Annotated in this window: 15 protein-coding genes and 2 pseudogenes; 10 read left to right on the forward strand and 7 right to left on the reverse strand. The window is 64.1% G+C overall.

Going from position 1 to position 16,478, the window contains the following annotated elements; all coding sequences use genetic code 11:
• The first annotated feature begins 8 nt into the window (after nt 1-8).
• From IVB18_RS07045 to IVB18_RS07060, 4 genes are read left to right on the forward strand one after another with little or no spacing between them, the layout of a single operon-like run.
• Nucleotides 9-1,181 carry an ABC transporter ATP-binding protein gene (locus IVB18_RS07045; protein ID WP_247988488.1) on the forward strand — a complete coding sequence of 391 codons (1,173 nt, stop codon included), beginning with the start codon at nt 9-11 and terminating at the stop codon, nt 1,179-1,181.
• Entirely contained in the window at nt 1,178-2,092 is a 915-nt protein-coding gene (locus IVB18_RS07050) for an ABC transporter permease (protein WP_247988489.1), read from the forward strand. The genes IVB18_RS07045 and IVB18_RS07050 overlap by 4 nt, the downstream gene beginning before the upstream one ends.
• A 4-nt stretch (nt 2,093-2,096) precedes the next feature.
• Nucleotides 2,097-2,909: an ABC transporter permease subunit gene (locus IVB18_RS07055; RefSeq protein ID WP_247988490.1), complete on the forward strand. Its 813-nt coding sequence runs from the start codon at nt 2,097-2,099 to the stop codon at nt 2,907-2,909.
• Between the two features lie 17 nt (nt 2,910-2,926).
• Nucleotides 2,927-3,169 carry a hypothetical protein gene (locus IVB18_RS07060; RefSeq protein ID WP_247988491.1) on the forward strand — a complete coding sequence of 81 codons (243 nt, stop codon included), beginning with the start codon at nt 2,927-2,929 and terminating at the stop codon, nt 3,167-3,169.
• Between the two features lie 47 nt (nt 3,170-3,216).
• On the opposite strand, the gene IVB18_RS07065 is transcribed toward IVB18_RS07060, so the two are convergent.
• From IVB18_RS07065 to IVB18_RS07080, 4 genes are all read right to left on the reverse strand, one after another.
• Entirely contained in the window at nt 3,217-4,068 is an 852-nt protein-coding gene (locus tag IVB18_RS07065) for a carbohydrate ABC transporter permease (protein WP_247988492.1), read from the reverse strand.
• On the reverse strand, nt 4,065-4,937 hold the full coding sequence (locus tag IVB18_RS07070; protein WP_247988493.1) for a sugar ABC transporter permease: 873 nt from the start codon (nt 4,935-4,937) through the stop codon (nt 4,065-4,067). The genes IVB18_RS07065 and IVB18_RS07070 overlap by 4 nt, the downstream gene beginning before the upstream one ends.
• A gap of 98 nt (nt 4,938-5,035) precedes the next feature.
• On the reverse strand, nt 5,036-6,421 hold the full coding sequence (locus IVB18_RS07075) for an ABC transporter substrate-binding protein (RefSeq protein WP_247988494.1): 1,386 nt from the start codon (nt 6,419-6,421) through the stop codon (nt 5,036-5,038).
• A gap of 204 nt (nt 6,422-6,625) precedes the next feature.
• Nucleotides 6,626-8,554 carry an AsmA family protein gene (locus IVB18_RS07080; RefSeq protein WP_247991576.1) on the reverse strand — a complete coding sequence of 643 codons (1,929 nt, stop codon included), beginning with the start codon at nt 8,552-8,554 and terminating at the stop codon, nt 6,626-6,628.
• Between the two features lie 281 nt (nt 8,555-8,835).
• Between IVB18_RS07080 and IVB18_RS07085 the strand changes: the two genes are divergently transcribed.
• A complete protein-coding gene (locus IVB18_RS07085; RefSeq protein WP_247988495.1) occupies nt 8,836-9,543 on the forward strand; it encodes a CoA transferase subunit A in 708 nt (235 codons plus the stop codon).
• 17 nt (nt 9,544-9,560) lie between these two features.
• The gene (locus IVB18_RS07090) at nt 9,561-10,211 is read left to right on the forward strand and encodes a CoA transferase subunit B (protein ID WP_247988496.1); all 651 of its coding nucleotides are present in this window, start codon (nt 9,561-9,563) and stop codon (nt 10,209-10,211) included.
• Between the two features lie 305 nt (nt 10,212-10,516).
• On the opposite strand, the pseudogene IVB18_RS07095 reads toward IVB18_RS07090, so the two are convergent.
• Nucleotides 10,517-10,708, reverse strand: a pseudogene (locus IVB18_RS07095) (formylglycine-generating enzyme family protein); the annotation flags it as partial.
• A gap of 135 nt (nt 10,709-10,843) precedes the next feature.
• On the opposite strand from IVB18_RS07095, the gene hemN reads away from it, so the two are divergent.
• Nucleotides 10,844-12,196 carry an oxygen-independent coproporphyrinogen III oxidase gene (gene hemN / locus IVB18_RS07100; RefSeq protein ID WP_247988497.1) on the forward strand — a complete coding sequence of 451 codons (1,353 nt, stop codon included), beginning with the start codon at nt 10,844-10,846 and terminating at the stop codon, nt 12,194-12,196.
• A gap of 15 nt (nt 12,197-12,211) precedes the next feature.
• Complete coding sequence (locus IVB18_RS51560) at nt 12,212-12,484, forward strand: DUF1858 domain-containing protein (RefSeq protein ID WP_256476713.1); 273 nt, start codon at nt 12,212-12,214, stop codon at nt 12,482-12,484.
• 41 nt (nt 12,485-12,525) lie between these two features.
• Here IVB18_RS51560 and IVB18_RS07110 read toward each other — a convergent pair whose 3' ends face one another.
• On the reverse strand, nt 12,526-13,236 hold the full coding sequence (locus tag IVB18_RS07110; RefSeq protein ID WP_247988499.1) for a Crp/Fnr family transcriptional regulator: 711 nt from the start codon (nt 13,234-13,236) through the stop codon (nt 12,526-12,528).
• Between the two features lie 131 nt (nt 13,237-13,367).
• On the opposite strand from IVB18_RS07110, the pseudogene IVB18_RS07115 reads away from it, so the two are divergent.
• A pseudogene (locus IVB18_RS07115) lies at nt 13,368-14,557 on the forward strand (NnrS family protein); the annotation flags it as partial.
• Nucleotides 14,558-14,575: 18 nt separating this feature from the next.
• Here IVB18_RS07115 and IVB18_RS07120 read toward each other — a convergent pair.
• Nucleotides 14,576-15,613, reverse strand: coding sequence for an AraC family transcriptional regulator (locus IVB18_RS07120; RefSeq protein ID WP_247991577.1), 1,038 nt, complete (start codon nt 15,611-15,613; stop codon nt 14,576-14,578).
• Nucleotides 15,614-15,817: 204 nt separating this feature from the next.
• Between IVB18_RS07120 and IVB18_RS07125 the strand changes: the two genes are divergently transcribed.
• Nucleotides 15,818-16,438 (forward strand): response regulator, encoded by a 621-nt coding sequence (locus IVB18_RS07125; protein ID WP_247988500.1) that lies wholly within the window; start codon nt 15,818-15,820, stop codon nt 16,436-16,438.
• Nucleotides 16,439-16,478: the final 40 nt, after the last annotated feature.

Raw genomic sequence — 16,478 nt, forward strand, 5'->3', positions numbered from 1 at the left:
CGGGGAACATGGCTGAAGAGTTGCCCAGAATGGAAGCTGCGGCCGGGACTGCCGATGTGGAGATGCATCCGGTGGCCGACCAACCGCTGCTGCGCATCGAGGGCGTGGCGAAGACGTTCGGGACGTTCCGGGCCGTGGACGGCGTCTCGCTCGACATCAGGGCGGGCGAGTTTTTTGCGCTGCTGGGCCCGAGCGGCTGTGGCAAGACTACGCTCCTGCGCATGCTCGCCGGCTTCGAGGCGCCGGACAAGGGGCGCATCCTGCTCGGCGGCGAGGATATCGCGCAGTCGCTGCCGCACGAGCGCCCGATCAACATGATGTTCCAGAGCTACGCGCTGTTTCCGCATCTTTCGGTGCGTGACAACATCGCCTTCGGCCTGAAGCGCGCCAGCATGGCGCGCGCCGATATCGCCACTCGCGTTTCGGAGATGGTCGCGCTGGTGAAGCTCGATGGGCTCGAGAAGCGCAAGCCCGACCAGCTCTCCGGCGGCCAGCGGCAGCGCGTGGCGCTGGCCCGCGCCTTGGCGCGTCGACCGCAGCTCCTTCTGCTCGACGAGCCGCTCGCAGCGCTGGACAAGAAGCTGCGCGAGAGCACGCAAGGCGAGCTGATGGAGCTTCAGCGCCGGCTCGGCATGACCTTCGTCATCGTCACCCACGACCAGGAAGAGGCGATGACGGTGGCGAGCCGGATCGGCGTGATGAACGCCGGCAAGCTCGCTCAGGTCGCAACCCCGCGCGAGCTCTATGAGGCGCCGCGCTCGCGCTGGATCGCGGAATTCGTCGGCGACGTCAATTTGTTCGACGGCGAGTTCAGACTGCGCGACGGTCATCGCCTGGTGATTGCAACGCGCGACGCGGGCACGCTGGTGGTGGCCGAGCCGCGCGAGCCGGTCGGCGAGACAAAATTGTCGGTCGCGATCCGTCCCGAGAAGGTCAAGCTGTCGCGCCGCGGTCCGGTGAGCGAGGCCGGTCATGAGACGGCGATCAACCAGCTGGACGGCGTGGTCGCGGACATCTGCTATCTCGGCGGCTCCACCACCTACAAGGTGAAGCTCGACACGGGCGGGATGGTGCAGGCTTCGGTGGCCAACAGCGCGCGCCTCGATGTCGATGCCTATAGCCTGAACCAGCACGTCGTCGCCTGGTTCACGCCCGACGACTGCGTGGTGCTGCCGCCATGAGCGCGCGCCGCATCTTCGCGCGACCCGCGCGCTTCGCCGCCATCGCACCCTATGTCTGGATGGTGCTGTTCTTCCTGGTGCCGTTCGGCTTCGTGCTGAAGATCAGCCTGTCGCAGACCGCGATCGCGCAGCCGCCTTACGAACCGGTGTTCGACCTGACGGCGGGATGGGTGTCGCTCAAGGCCGCCTTCGCCGCGCTGTCGATCGACAATTTCAAGCTGCTCGTCTCCGACGACATCTATGTGTTTGCCTATCTGCGCAGCCTCACCGTCGCCGTCACCGCGACCGCGCTGCTGCTCCTGATCGGCTATCCCATCGCCTACGGCATGGCGCGGCTGCCAAAACGTTGGCAGGCGGTGGCGATGGTGCTGGTGATCGTGCCGTTCTGGACCTCGTTCCTGATCCGCATCTATGCCTGGATCAACATCCTTCAGCACGACGGGTTGCTCAACCAGATCCTGCTGGCGCTGCATCTGGTCAGCGAGCCGGTGGTGTGGCTCTCCACCGACAGCGCGATGTATATCGGCCTCGTCTATTCCTATCTGCCGTTCATGATCCTGCCGCTCTATGCCACGCTTGCCAAGATGGAGCCGGCGCTGGAGGAGGCCGCCAGTGATCTCGGTGCGCCGCCCTGGCAGGTATTCTGGCTCGTCACCTTCCCGCTCTCGCTGCCGGGCGTCGGCGCCGGTGTGCTCCTCTGCTTCATTCCCATCGTCGGCGAGTTCGTCATTCCCGACCTTTTGGCCGGCTCAAATTCGCTGATGATCGGCCAGACCTTGTGGCTCGAATTCTTCACCAACAAGGACTGGCCGGTCGCTTCTGCTGCGGCCATCATTCTCCTTGTGGTGCTGCTGGCGCCGCTCTTGCTGTACGAACGGCTCCAGCGCCGGCAACTGGAACAGGGGCGCTGAGACGATGCGCAAGGTCACTCGCCTGTCCCGCTTCAACATCGCCTCGCTCGCGCTGGGGCTGGCGTTCCTCTATCTGCCGATCGTCATCCTCGTGATCTATTCCTTCAACGCATCGCGGCTGGTGACGGTGTGGGGCAGCTGGTCGCTGCGCTGGTATCACGAATTCTTCAACGACCGCGCCATGATCGAGGCGGCCTGGATGAGCCTCAAGGTCGCCGTCTCATCCGCGAGCATCGCCACGCTGCTCGGCACGCTGGCGGCCGTTGCGCTCTCGCGCGGCGAGCGGTTCCGGGGCCGCACATTGTTCTCCGGCATGCTCTATGCGCCGCTGGTGATGCCGGAGGTCATCGCCGGATTGTCGCTGCTGCTGCTGTTCGTGGCGTTGAACGCCGAGCGCGGCTTCTGGACGGTGACGATCGCCCACACCACGCTGACGATGTGCTTCGTCGCCGTGGTCGTGCAGTCTCGCCTCGGCTCGCTCGACCGTTCGCTGGAGGAGGCGGCAATGGATCTCGGCTGCAACCCGGTCCGCGCATTCGTAGCCGTCACGCTGCCGCTGATCGCGCCCGCGATCGTCGCGGGCTGGATGCTGGCCTTCACGCTGTCGCTCGACGATCTCGTGATCGCGAGCTTTACCACCGGCCCCGGCTCGGCGACCTTGCCGATCCGGATCTATTCCGAGGTGCGGCTGGGGGTGAAGCCCGAGATCAACGCCATCTGCACGCTGGTGATCGGCCTGATCGCGGTCGTCATCGTCATCGCCTCGCTCGCCTCGAAACTGTCGAGCTCGCAGGGCGACAGCGCGGCGCCGCTGTAGCTCATCGGAGAGCAACGATGGATCACGCGGAAGAATGGGGTCAACTAGAAGAGGCTCTGACAAATCTCGTCGGCTCGATGTCGTCTCAACTCTCTCTCAGAGACCGCGGACTACTGGCGGAGTTTATCGAGAATCGAGAATTTGGCGTCGCGCTGGAATGGCTGCACTCGTCGATCATGGAAAATGATCTCTGGCCCTCTTTGACCCAGCAACTTGAAATTCCGCGATTGGCGGAAACGATGGACATTGACCTGTCGTAGCGGCTGCTACGACAGGTCTGTGGGGTGACGAACGCGCGGGATCGAGATCAGGACTTCACCGCACCTGCCGTGAGCCCGCCCACCATATAGCGGCGGAAGACGTAGTAGATCGCGGCCGGCGGCAGCGCGTAGATGAAGCCGGTCGTCATCAACAGCTCCCAGGGCGAATCGTCAGCAGCGAGGAAGTTGCCGAGCGCGACGGGGAGCGTGATCTCGCGGTCGTTCGAGAGCAGCAGGAACGCGTAGAGGTATTCGTTCCAGGCGAGCAGCACCGCATAGGTGCCGATCGCGACCAGCGAGGGCATCATCAGCGGCAGGTAGACGAGGCGAAAGATCTGGAGCGTGGTGGCGCCGTCCATCACGGCGGCCTCGTCGAGCTCGACCGGCAGCTTGTCGGAAGCCTGCTTCAGCACCCAGATCGCGTACGGCGAGGCAATCGTCACCATCGCCAGGATCAGCGCCCAGTGATTGTTGAGCAGGCCGTAGTTGCCCATGGTGCGATACATCGGCACCGCGAGGAACGCGGCAGGGATGAAATAGGTGAAGAGCGCCAGATTCATCACGATGCGCCCGCCGGGCACGCGCAGCCGCGAGATCGAGAATGCCGCCGCGGTGGCGATGAACAGCGTCAGCACGCCGACGGACGCCGCGATCACCAGCGAATTCCAGAACTGCACGTAGAAGTCGCGCAGGAAATAGTGCTGCTGCTTGAACACGATTTCGAAGTTGTGGAGCGTCGGATGGTCCGGCCACAGCTTGCCTGAAAACGCGTCCTCCTTCGGAGAGATCGCGAACAGGAACATGTGATAGATCGGCACCATCGTCCAGATGAACACGGGAATGCCGATCAGCAGCAACCGCGCTTCGGTCGCGACTTCGCGCAGGGAGGGAAGCTTCATCGCGACAACCGTTTCATCATGAAGTACACGAGCGGCAGGACGAACGGCATCGCGCAGACGATGGAGGCCATCGCAAGCGAAAGCTGGTCGAGCCGGAGATAGCGGATGCCGAGCGTCGCCAGCACATGCGTGAGGTCGGCCGGGCCGCCGCCGGTGAGCAGATAGACGCTGTTGAAGTCGCCGAGCGTCCAGATCATCGAGAGCAGCGTGCAGGTGATGTAGAGCGTCTGCATCGACGGCCAGGTGATGAAGCGGAATTTCTGCCACCAGCTTGCACCGTCGACCTCGGCGGCCTCGAACAAATCGTGCGGAATCGCGAGGCGTCCGGTGATCAGGATCAGCGTCCAGAACGGCAGCGACTTCCAGATGTGCACGCCGATCGCCATGGTGAGCGCGACGGTCGGGTCGTTCAGCCAGTTCGGGCCGTCATCGCCGGTGAAACTGAAGATGAGGTGGTTGATCACGCCCCATTCGGGATTGAGCATGAAGCGCACCGACAGGATGGTCGGGATCGACGGTACCGCCCAGGGCAGGATGAAGATCACCGAAAGCCATTTGATCCAGGTGCGCTGCTGCGCGAAAAAGCCGGACAGGAACAGCGCGATCAGCATCTTGATGTTGATGCCGATGACCAGGAAGATCAGCGTATTGACCGCGGCGCGCGCGAAGATCGGGTCGTTATAGAGCGCGACATAGTTCGCCGGAGCGCGCGCCAGCCAGAGCCCGTAGCAGACGGGATAGACGACGAAGGCGAGGAAGACGAGCAGATAGGGCGCGAGCAGCGCGATGCCCCAGACCTGCGCCGGCGTCAGCCGCGACGACAAAGGTTGTGAGGGGATCGCATGATCGCCGGAGAGCGTGATCGCCATGCTTTAAGGACTCTTTGAAAGGGCTGCCGGCCGCATGACGCGGCCGGTGTCGTTTGTTCCCTCTCCGCGCGAACAGCGGGGAGAGGGAGAGATAGAATTCAACCCGCGACCTGCTTGATGCGGGCGATCAGCTCGTCGACGGCCTTGTCCACCGGGACCTTCTCGCTGACGACCCGGTTCATCGCCTTGGCCCAGACGTTCTCGTTGTTCAGGATCGTGAACTTCCAGTTCTTGGTGAAGTCGAACGGCGCGGTGCCGCCCATGAACTGGGCGTAGACCGCCTTGCGGTGCTTGTCGGCCTGCCAGAACGGGCTCGCCTGGCTGGCTTTGGTCACCGGGAACCAGCGACCGAGCGCGCCCTCGATATAGGGACGGATGTTCTCTTCCTGGAGCAGGAAGCTGATGAACTGCTTGCCCTCGGCCTTGTTCTTGGCCGCAGTGAAGATCAGTCCGGTCTTGACGTCGGAGCGGTACTGGATGGTCGAACCGTCAGGCGCCTTCGGAAAGGACGCGGTGACGATGTCCTGCTCATAGGCCTTCTTGCCGGCTTCACGCTGCTCGGGCGTCAGCGCCTGGTTCTGGGAGTCCTCGAACCACTTCGCCGCGATCGAGATCGTGAAGTTGTGGGTCATCACGATCGTCTTGTTGTGGAAGGCGACGTTGTTGTCCGGATCCTTCCAGGTCGTGGAGGAGGGTGGGGTGCAACCCTTGATATAGGTGTCGGTGTAGTCCTTCATCGCCTTGATCAGGTTCTCGCGAACCTTGGGATCGTCGACCGTGAGCTTGCCGTCATTGTCGACCAGCTTGACGTGGTAGGCGTCCATGAAGGTGTAGAACGACTGGAAGGCGTCGGTGGATTCCACGCCCATCGGCTGGCCTACGGCGTAGACGCGCTGGCCGGTCGCCTTGCGGATCCCCGGTTGCACCTTGTCGCACCAGAACGTCCAATAGCCTTCCCAGTCGGTCGGGATGTCGCTCTGCTTGAAGCCGGCCTTCTCCAGCATGTCGTTCCAGATCTGGACGTGCATGCTCTGCTGCTTCAGCGGGAAGCCGAAATAAGCCTTCTTCTTGGCGACGTCGTCATACAGCTTCGATGCCTCGAGCGTGTTCGGCGCGAATCGGTCCTCGATCGGCTTCATGACATCCGACAGATCCTCGAGCTTACCTTCATAGGCCCACTTGCCCTGCGCCTGCACGTCATAGGAGTCGGAATAGGCGACATCGGGCACGGTGCCGGCGTCGAGTGCCGCGACCGTCTTCGGAATCATGTCCTGGATCGCGTACTGCGACAATTCGACCTTGATGCCGGTCTTGGCTTCGAACTTCTTGATCGTCTCGATCAGTGCGTCGTCTTCGGACCGATAAAAGCCCTTGCCCCACCACACCGTAATCGTTTTCTGCTGCGCAAAGGCGGGTGCAGTGGCCGCAAACAGCCCGACCGCAGCGACCGCCAGTGATACTGCGCCAATAACCTTGGATTTCACGTTTTTCTCCCTCAAGCCGCCGGTGTTTTAACCGGTCGAATAAAACACTAGCGCATGGCCGCGATACGATCTAGCGGCATGTTGTCAGACCTAGGTCGTGGGGTATCGGGCCCGAGGAGACGATTAACGCATGCATCGATGCAATCACCGCATCAATTCGCCCTGATCAATTCGCGGCGATCGGCCGCTGTCCGATCGCCGCCCTCAGTTCGACTTCGCGCCCTCTTTGGCGTTCTCCGCCGTCGGCGAACCGTCCGGCGCGGGGCGCTTTCCGGTGCCGGTGATGCGTTCGATCGCGGAGCGCACGGCATCGCCCGCCTTGCGGTCCTTCAGCATGTCGAGCAGGGGGGCGGAGGCCGGCGAGCGGCGGATCAGGCTTTCCGGATCGGGGAAGATCAGGGGATCGTCCCAGGGGCCCTGCACCACGAAGGGTAACTCGAAGCCCGAGGCGCTGTTGAGGCTCGCCACGCCCTTCATGTCGTATTCGCGCGTCGGCACCGAGGCGGTGCCGGTCATCGTGATCTTCGCGGCCGGTCCTTCGACGCGGATGTCCTCGGCGGTCGCGACCCCGTCGGAGAATTTCACCGCGATGGTGAGATTGTCGTAAGGGGTCGAGCCGTTGCGGAAATTGCCGCCGCCGGACAGCGGTCGCCGCTCCAGCCGCTTCAGCAGCTGCTCGGCATTGAAGCCCGCGATCGCCCCGTCATGCCCGGTCACGGTGGCGGTGCCGTCGAGCGACTGCACCAGGCCGAACGGGCTCGAGCCGGAGGCGAGGAGGGACACGTTGATGGTGCCACGGCCCGACAGCTTGTTGATGCCGAACAGTTCGGAAGCGCAGGCCTGGAGGTCGACATCGGCGAACTGGAATTGCGCCTTGATGTCGGCGACGGTGTCGGAGCGCGCGATCCCGAACGAGCCCTTGGCGATGCCGCCATAGACCTGCGCCTCGCCGACCGAGAGCGCCAGCGTGCCGTTGCGCAAATTGGCGCCGATCGCGGTGCGGCCGAGCTTCGAGGGCCCGACAGTCAGCCGCGCCGCCGACAGGCGCATGTCGAGGTCGGTGGTCGACAATCCGTTGAGATCGAACAGCTGCCTGTTCCAGTCGCGCGCGCCGCTTGCAAGCAGGCGGAAGGTCGAGATGTAGGGCGTGAAGTCGAGCGCGTCGGCGGCGAGCGTCGCCTGGAGCGTCTGCCGTCCGTTGTTGGCGTAGGTCATCACGCCTTCGGCGGCGTTGCCGTCGAGCTCGACATTGACGTTGGTGAGCGCGATCGAGGCGCCCACGACATTGGCGCGCGCCTTCAGCGCAAAGCGGCCGAAGCCGCCGCTGCCGGGCTGCGGCTGGCCGGTCCAGCGCAGCGCGTTGCGCAAGGACGGGCTGTCGATGGTGAGGGTGCCTTCCATCATCGGGCTGGTGCGGTTGGCGACGCTGCCGTCGAAGGCGAGCTTGAGCGGCGCGCTGGCGATCCGCGCCTTCAATCCCGAGCGGTCGCCGGAGAGGGCAGCGACGAAATCGGCGAAACTGATCGAGCCGTCGACGCGCTCGCCGCGCCAGTCGAACTGTCCGGTTGCCGCAAAGGAACGCGAGATCGAGGGCCAGGCCAGCGACAGGTCGATGTCGTCGAACTTCTCGGAGGCGTGGGTGGCGGCGTCCTCGTAGTCGAGCACGCCGTCCTGAATCCTGATCTCGGAGAACGAGACCTGATTTTCGGCGCCGGGCTTCATGGTGCGCGCAATCGTCCGGATGAAGGGCGTCCAGTTGCTGTCGCCGTCCGGCTTCAGGCTGACATGGATATGCGGCCGCAGCAGCGTCAGGTCGGAGATCTCGAAGCGTTGCAACAGCAGGGGCAGCAGCCGCAGATTGGCGGTTAGCACGTCGACATGCAGCGCGGGGTCACTGGTGCCGCCGCCCTTCAGGCCGACGTCATGGAAGGAAATGTAGCTCGCCGGCAGCAACGAGATGTCGATCGCGCCGGTGACACTGAGCTCAAGCCCGGTGACGTCCCGGATCTGGGCTTCTACCGCCTTGCGCAACGCGTCGCGGTTGATGAGCCAGGAGGTCGCGATCAGAGCGATCAGCCCGACGCCAAGCAGCGCCGCGATCGGCGTCCCGAGGCGCTTCATTCCTTGAGCCATGGTCAATGGCATGTCCTGATCGGGTTGGTCGTTGGAGCCAGAAGGGCGGGCCGGAGAGCTATACGTCTCACGCCCAAGTCCTTTTAAGTCCCGCAACTTGATGGGTTTTCTTGTCGCTTTCAAGGCCGCGGGAGGGTTTGCCCACGGCGTGGGCAGCTTCTATCACCGGGCTGTGCGGCGGAGAAGCCCGTATGATTGACGGCCTCGGACGATTTCGCCTAATAATCGCCGCCAATAAGGCGCGACGCCTGCAAGCCGAAGGTCACTCGAGGGTTTTTTGCATGAACAAGGTCTATCCCGACGCCAAGTCGGCTCTCGAGGGCGTTCTCAAGGACGGCATGATGATCATGTCGGGCGGCTTCGGCCTCTGCGGCATCGCCGAGGTGCTCTCGGACGCGATCCGCGAGACCGGCGTCAAGGGCCTGACGGTGGTCTCCAACAATGCAGGCGTCGACGGCATCGGGCTCAGCCGCCTGCTGGAAACCCGGCAGATCAAGAAGATGATCTCGTCCTATGTCGGCGAGAACAAGCTGTTCGCCCAGCAATTCCTCGCTGGCGAGCTGGAACTCGAATTCAATCCACAGGGGACACTGGCGGAGCGCATCCGCGCCGGCGGCGCCGGCATTCCGGCCTTCTACACCAAGACCGGCGTCGGCACGCTGATCGCCGAAGGCAAGGAAGTGAAGGAGTTCGACGGCGAGAAGTATCTGATGGAGCGCGGCCTGTTCGCCGACCTCGCCATCGTGCACGCCTGGAAGGGCGACACCGCCGGCAACCTGATCTACCGCAAGACCGCGCGCAACTTTAACCCGATGATGGCGACCGCCGCCAAGGTCACGGTGGCCGAGGTCGAGCATCTGGTTCCGGCCGGTGAACTCAATCCCGACCACATCCATACGCCCGGCATTTTCGTGAAGCGCATCGTCGAGGTCGGCATGGCCAAGAAGCGCATCGAATTCCGCAACACCCGCCCGCGCACAGCCGCCTAACGCATCAGGAGATTTACATGGCCTGGACCCGTGAACAGATGGCCGCGCGCGCCGCGAAGGAATTGCGTGACGGCTACTACGTCAATCTCGGCATCGGCATCCCGACGCTGGTCTCGAACTACATCCCTGATGGCGTCGACGTCAGCCTCCAGAGCGAGAACGGCATGCTCGGCATGGGGCCGTTCCCCTATGAGGGCGAAGAGGACGCCGATCTCATCAACGCCGGCAAGCAGACCGTGAGCGAGCTGCCGTCGACCAGCTATTTCTCAAGCGCCGATTCCTTCGGCATGATCCGCGGCGGCCACATGGACCTGTCGATCCTCGGCGCCATGCAGGTGGCCCAGAACGGCGATCTCGCCAACTGGATGATCCCCGGCAAGATGGTCAAGGGCATGGGCGGCGCGATGGATCTCGTCGCCGGCGTCAAGCGCGTCGTCGTGGTGATGGAGCATTCGGCCAAGGACGGCGCCAAGCTTCTCAAGCAGTGCAATTTGCCGCTGACCGGCGAGCGCGTGGTCGACATGGTCGTCACCGATCTCGCGGTCTTCACCATCGACAAGCACGGCGACGGCGGCATGGCACTGATCGAGCTCGCCGACGGCGTCTCGCTCGACGAGGTCAAGGCCAAGACCGAAGCCGAATTCCGCGTCGCGCTGAAGAACACGTAAAGGCGGTTGCGAGTAACTGTGAAATGGCCGGGTTCGTCCCGGCCATTTTTCGTTTGAACGTGTAGGATGGGCAAAAGTAATGGCGTCTGCAAGGCAGTAGGGCGCCTCCACATCCTCGGTGTCGTCCTGGCGAAGGCCAGGAGGACGTTGCGGGGCGGGCTGCTTCCACATCGTCATTGCGAGCGCAGCGAAGCAATCCAGAATCTTTTCCGCGGAGACGGTCTGGATTGCTTCGCTGCGCTCGCAATGACGGAGTATTGGGCGCTGCCGTCGCTTTCTCAATTCGCGCAGAAACGCACAGCTGGCTACGATCTCGCCGCCCACACCTCGCCGAGCCGCGCCGATACATTCGCGATCCACGACCTCTCTTCCCGCACCAGGCGGAAGCCGAGATTGGCGGGCGGGACGCCTTGCGCGCAGCCGCCGGCGTCGCGGATGAAGTCGGTGATGTAGGCAGGGTGCGCGCCCTCGGCAATGCGCAGGCTGCAGTTCACGGTCTGTTAAACGTCAGCATGGCCCGAACCCGGCGCTCGGACTTTGAGCGAGCGCAAGGCCGGTTGCGCGAAAATGGATTAATCGAATGCCACTAAGCCGCGACCTCCGTCGCGGCGGAAATAAGCGAGCGGGCGGACATGAGAGCTGATCTCGCGACGAGCTACGGCGAGGATCGTCTGCCGCGCTACACGAGCTATCCGACCGCACCGCATTTTTCGCCGGCGATCGGCGGGGGTATTTATGCGGCGTGGCTGGCCGGGATTCCGACCAACGCCAGCGCCTCGCTTTATCTGCACGTGCCGTTCTGCCGCGAGATGTGCTGGTACTGCGGCTGCCACACCCAGATCGTCCGCCGCGACGAACTCGTTGCTGCCTATCAGCGGACGCTCCTGCGCGAGATCGAACTCGTCGCCGATACCATCGGCCGGCGCATCAAGGTCGAGCACATCCATTTCGGCGGCGGCACGCCGACGATCATGGCGCCGGAGGCCTTCACCGAACTGATGGCGGCGATGCGGCAGGCGTTCTTCGTGCTGGCCTCGGCCGAGATTGCGGTCGAGATCGACCCGCGGACACTGACCGCCGACATGGTCGAGGCCATGCGGCTCTCCGGCGTCAACCGCGCGAGCCTCGGGGTGCAGAGCTTCGATCCCGTCGTGCAACGCGCGATCAACCGCGTGCAGAGTTTTGAGCAGACGGCCTCCGTCGTCGATATGCTCAGGAGCGCCGGCATCGCGGGAATTAATTTCGACCTTATCTACGGACTGCCGCACCAGACCGTCGTCTCGTGCCTCGACACCGTGCGGCGCGGCCTCGCGCTCGCGCCAGACCGCTTCTCGGTGTTCGGCTATGCGCATGTGCCGGCTTTCAAGAAACACCAGCGCATGATCAACGAAAGCGTTCTGCCGGACGGTCTTTCGCGTCACGATCAGGCCTGCGCGATCGCGAACGCGCTGAAGGAGGCCGGCTATGTGCAGATCGGGCTCGATCATTTCGCGCGGCCCGACGATTCCATGGCGCTGGCCTTCGCGGGTCAGACGCTGCGGCGCAATTTTCAGGGCTACACCACCGATAGAGGTGAAGTCCTGCTCGGTTTCGGCGCGAGTGCGATCGGGCATCTGCCGCAGGGCTATGTCCAAAACGAGGTGCAGATCAGCGCCTATTTGCAAGGAATCGACGCTGGGCACCTCGCCACAGCGAAAGGCTACGGGCTGACCGCCGACGATCGGCTGCGCGCGGAAATCATCGAGCGTATCATGTGCGAATTGAGTGCCGATCTTGGTGCGATCTGCGCGCGCTACGGCGCAAGGCCGGAGGCGATGCTGACATCGGCACCACGGCTGAAGTCGCTGATCTCCGACGGCGTCGTCAAGCTCGACGGCGACCGGATCGCGGTGGCCAAGGACTCCCGCTTCCTGGTGCGCAGTGTTGCGGCCGCGTTCGATGCGCATCTCGACAGCGAGAAGCACTTGCACAGCCGGGCGGTGTAGTTTTTTCGCCCCGGAATGACGAGTGCAGCTTGCGCTTCGACAAAGAGATTGACGGGAGTATCGCTATCGTCGCTTCGGAATGGAGTTGTCCATGCCTTCCGATCCGACGATCTGGTCGATGACATCATGCGGACGGCGCCGCACACGATCCGCGTGTTTCTCGCCTTCAGGATGGCCTGTGTCGGCTGTCCGATCGCAACCTTCCACACGGTGGAAGACGCCTGCCGCGAGCATGGCATCGACCGCAAAAAATTCCTGGCCGCGCTGTGCGACTGCGTGCCGGCGTGAGTTCTTCACCTCGCCCCGCTTGCGGGGAAAGGGAGACGCCTTCATGCGGCGCCGCTGTCCGCGCTCCGCTCAGCAAGCACGACGATCTTGTGCGGCTCGCGCAGGATGATGCGCTGGCGGCCGCTCTCGACGAGGCCTTGGCTCTCCCAGCTGCTCAGGATGCGGCTGACGGTATGCAGCGTGGTGCCGGTCATCTGCGCGACGTCCTGGCGGCTGATCGGGAAGTCGATCTCGATGCCCTGATCGAGCTTCTTGCCGGATTGCTTGCAGAGCCGCAGCAGCGCATGCGCGACGCGCTGCTCGACCTGCTGGGTCGACATCTCCAGGATGCGGGTGTGGCTCTCCTGAAGCCGCGCGCCGACGGTCTGCAACGTATTGGCGGCGAGCACCGGAAACCGCTCGGCCAACCGCGGCCAGGCGGCGGTCGGCCAGATCAGGACGACGCTGTCGTCGACCGCGGTCGCGGTCGCCGGATAGTGCGCAAGCCCGATCGCCATGGCGAGCCCGAAGGTCTCGCCGGGCGCGACATAGCGCACCACGATCTGCTCGCCGGTCGGCGTGGTCTTGACCGCGCGGACATGGCCGTGCAGCAGCAGGAGGAAGAACTGCGCGTCTGCGCCCTGCTCGAAGATGGCGCTGTTCTTCGGGTAACGTGCCGAGCGCGCCTCGCGCAGGATCTCCTCGATGTCCTCGGGCTCGACCCCCGCAAACAGCGGCAAATGCGCAACCAGCGATGTGTCGACCGTGGCCATTCTGCCTCCTTGGCGTGGCGCTCGGAGTGTGATGGCACCTTCAATCGTCCGGGAGTTTGCGATAGCGCAAAACGGGCCGGCCGGACGGCAGCATTTTTCCATGGAACGATCTGATTTCACAGGAGTGCCCCATGGCTGGTGCCCGATCCCGCAATTTTGAGGGCTGGCCACTGTTTGCGAACAGCTTTCGGCCCTTCTTCCTGCTCGCCGCGATCCAGGCCGCGCTGTCGATCCTGGCCTGGCTGCCGATGTTCTATGGCGAATTGTCGGTGACGTCTGCGTTCGCGCCGCGCGACTGGCACGTCCACGAAATGCTCTACGGCTTCCTGCCGGCGGTGATCACGGGATTCCTGTTCACGGCGATCCCGAACTGGACCGGGCGGCTGCCGATCCAGGGCACGTCGCTGGTCGCGCTGCTGGTGGTCTGGCTCGCCGGGCGCGTCGCGGTGACACTGTCCGCCGACATCGGCTGGGCGTTTGCGCTCGCGGTCGATGCCGCATTCCTGGCACTGGTCGTCGCCGCCGCAACCCGCGAGATCGTCGCGGGCGGCAACTGGCGCAATCTGCGGTGGTGGTGCTCGTGCTGGTGCTGCTCGCCGGCAATTTCGCCTTTCATCTGGAGGCGCATTACGCGGGCGCGGCGGATGTCAGCATTCGCGTCGGCATCAGTGTGGTGGTGCTGCTGATCGCGCTGATCGGCGGCCGCATCATTCCGAGCTTTACCCGCAACTGGCTGGTCAAGGTCAATCCCGGCCGCCTGCCGGTGCCGTTCGGGCGCTTTGACGGCGCGGTGATCGGATGCAGCGCGATTGCGCTGATCTGCTGGATTGTAGCGCCATTGAGCGTCATTACCGGTGTCGCGATGGCATTTGTCGGCGTGCTGCACCTGGTGCGGTTTTCGCGCTGGGCCGGCGATCGGACCTCGCGCGAACGGCTGCTCCTGATCCTCCATGTCGGCTATGTCTTCGTGCCGTTCGGCTTTCTCCTGCATGCCTTGGCCGTCTTCGGCGTTCTGCCGCCGAGTGCCGGCGTTCACGCCTGGATGACAGGTGCGGCCGGAATCATGACGCTCGCGGTGATGACGCGTGCGAGCCTCGGCCATACTGGACAAGCGCTGACGGCCTCGCCCGCGACGCAAGGAATCTACCTCGCGGTCATCGTCGCGGCGCTGGCGCGGGTCGCTGCCGTGGTGTTGCCTGCGCATAATGATGCGCTGCTGCACATTGCCGCCTGCGGCTGGGTCGCGGCCTTCCTCGGCTTCGCAATTGCGTTCGGCCCGCTGCTCGCCGGCAGCCACCGACGCGCGCTCGCCACGATGGGCGCGGCCTGCCCCGGCACGCTAGGCTGCGGTCGCAGAAGGGGCGCCAGTGGGCTTTGCCAGCGGCCGTACGCCGTTGCGCCACTCGGTGATGGTGCAGCCGAAGCGGCTACGGAACCAGCGGGCCATCGCGCTCTGCGCGGAGAAGCCGAGTTGTACGGCGATATCAGCCAGTGGCCGGCCGGGATCGTCGATCAATTGAGTCACGAGATCGGCGCGCCGCGCGTCCAGGATCGCCGAGAAACTGGTGCCGGCTTCGGCGAGGTGGCGATGGATGGTGCGGCGGGTGCAGGCGAGATGCTCGGCCACGCGCTCGACCGTACAGTCGCCGCCAGCGAGCAGGATGCGCACGACCTCGTCGACCTTCTCCTCCCAGCTCGTGGGCCGGGTCTCGATCGCCTCGATCCGCTTGCGCAGATAGCTCGCAATCAGGGGATGCGCGTTCGGGATCCGGCGCTCCATGTCGTGCGCCGACAGCAGGATCGCATCGTCCTCCGCGTTGAACATCACGCGGCAGCCGTAGAACTCGCGGTAGCGCTTGCGGTCGTGCGGTGGCGGATAATGCAGGTGGACCTCCTGCGGCCGCCAATCACTGCCGAACAGCGACTGGATGATGCGGTGGACGCTGCCGAGTGCCATGTCGATCGACTGGCGCGGCGCGCTCGGCTGCCGGCCGCGCAGATGCAGCGTGACGGTCACGGTCTGCTTGCCGCGCGCGACGTCGAGCCGCATGCCTTCATGATGGACATGGATGAAGCGCGAGAACGCTTCGATGGCCTCGCCGACGGTTGCCTGTTCGCGCACGATCAGGCCGACCGGGCCGAAATTGGTCAGTCCGCCGCGCTCGGCGAGCCGCAGGCCGAAATCTTCGGCACCGGAAGCATCTGCCGACAATTCTAGCAGGCGACGTAAACCTGTGACGGCAATGGGAGTATCGGGCTCGTCCAGGCAGGTCAGGGGCAGTTTGACCTTGCGCATCATCTGTTTGGGGTCGAGCCCGACCGACCGGGCAACCTCCGGATAATAGCTCAAGCCTGCGCTGCGAATGAGGTCGGTCATGCGACCCGCTCCTGCCAGCCATTCCCGCAGATGTCCCGAAATGTAAAGTTTCTGTCTCGATCCGTCAAATCCCGGAACAGCGTGGAACATACATAGGTGAAACCGAAGCACTGGCGTGAATGCCGTGCTCACGATGGCGCAGCAGGGCGATGGGGCCCGCGGCCGTCTCGGATCATTTGACCAAGACATTATTGGATCGGGATTATGCCGGGGAACATGCTTTCCAAGCGTGAGGTATTCGTCATCGATACTGACGCCGCCTCCCGTGAACAACTTTCAGCGGCACTTCAACAGAGCGCCTATGACGTGATCTGCTTTGCCGACGGTGCGTCGCTCTTGTCGGAAGCGAAGGCGAGGATGCCGGCCTGCGTGCTGCTGGAGATGCCGCCCGATCGCTCCGGGCTCGATGTGCTCAAGCGGCTGCGCGAGGAGAACTGTATGGCGCCGGTCCTGGTGACCTCGGCAAACGGCAACATCGCCATGGCGGTCGACGCGATCAAGAGCGGCGCGGTTGACTTCATCGAAAAGCCGTTCCGCACCCACGACATTGTCGGCCGGATCGATGCCGCGATCGACGAATTCGCTCAGCCCGGTTCGAACCGGCAGCGCTGGCTGCCCGGCTGCGAAGCCCTGACCGCGCGCGAAGGCGATGTGCTCGAACATCTCGCCGCCGGCCTGACCAACAAGGAGATTGCCCGACGCATGCATCTGAGCGCACGGACGGTGGAGGGCTATCGTGCCGGCATCCTGAAGAAGGCCGGCGCCCGGAACGTGACCGATCTGCTCCGTCGCATCTTCGGCCAGGGTTCGCCCAGCCAGGTCTGAGGCGGATCCGCCGCGGCGCGCTGATGCGTTCCGCGGCCTT

Origin of the sequence: Bradyrhizobium sp. 186, assembly GCF_023101685.1 — a bacterium.
Lineage (GTDB): Bacteria > Pseudomonadota > Alphaproteobacteria > Rhizobiales > Xanthobacteraceae > Bradyrhizobium.

Excerpts from the sequence above, each read along its gene's own strand:
- IVB18_RS07060 (WP_247988491.1), top strand. The coding sequence starts at position 2,927 with ATGGATCACGCGGAAGAATGGGGTCAACTAGAAGAGGCTCTGACAAAT.
- hemN (WP_247988497.1), top strand. The coding sequence starts at position 10,844 with ATGAGAGCTGATCTCGCGACGAGCTACGGCGAGGATCGTCTGCCGCGC.
- IVB18_RS07065 (WP_247988492.1), bottom strand. The coding sequence starts at position 4,068 with ATGAAGCTTCCCTCCCTGCGCGAAGTCGCGACCGAAGCGCGGTTGCTG.
- IVB18_RS07050 (WP_247988489.1), top strand. The coding sequence starts at position 1,178 with ATGAGCGCGCGCCGCATCTTCGCGCGACCCGCGCGCTTCGCCGCCATC.
- IVB18_RS07080 (WP_247991576.1), bottom strand. The coding sequence starts at position 8,554 with ATGGCTCAAGGAATGAAGCGCCTCGGGACGCCGATCGCGGCGCTGCTT.
- IVB18_RS07085 (WP_247988495.1), top strand. The coding sequence starts at position 8,836 with ATGAACAAGGTCTATCCCGACGCCAAGTCGGCTCTCGAGGGCGTTCTC.
- IVB18_RS07110 (WP_247988499.1), bottom strand. The coding sequence starts at position 13,236 with ATGGCCACGGTCGACACATCGCTGGTTGCGCATTTGCCGCTGTTTGCG.
- IVB18_RS07070 (WP_247988493.1), bottom strand. The coding sequence starts at position 4,937 with ATGGCGATCACGCTCTCCGGCGATCATGCGATCCCCTCACAACCTTTG.
- IVB18_RS07055 (WP_247988490.1), top strand. The coding sequence starts at position 2,097 with ATGCGCAAGGTCACTCGCCTGTCCCGCTTCAACATCGCCTCGCTCGCG.
- IVB18_RS07120 (WP_247991577.1), bottom strand. The coding sequence starts at position 15,613 with ATGACCGACCTCATTCGCAGCGCAGGCTTGAGCTATTATCCGGAGGTT.
- IVB18_RS07045 (WP_247988488.1), top strand. The coding sequence starts at position 9 with ATGGCTGAAGAGTTGCCCAGAATGGAAGCTGCGGCCGGGACTGCCGAT.
- IVB18_RS07090 (WP_247988496.1), top strand. The coding sequence starts at position 9,561 with ATGGCCTGGACCCGTGAACAGATGGCCGCGCGCGCCGCGAAGGAATTG.
- IVB18_RS51560 (WP_256476713.1), top strand. The coding sequence starts at position 12,212 with ATGACGAGTGCAGCTTGCGCTTCGACAAAGAGATTGACGGGAGTATCG.
- IVB18_RS07125 (WP_247988500.1), top strand. The coding sequence starts at position 15,818 with ATGCCGGGGAACATGCTTTCCAAGCGTGAGGTATTCGTCATCGATACT.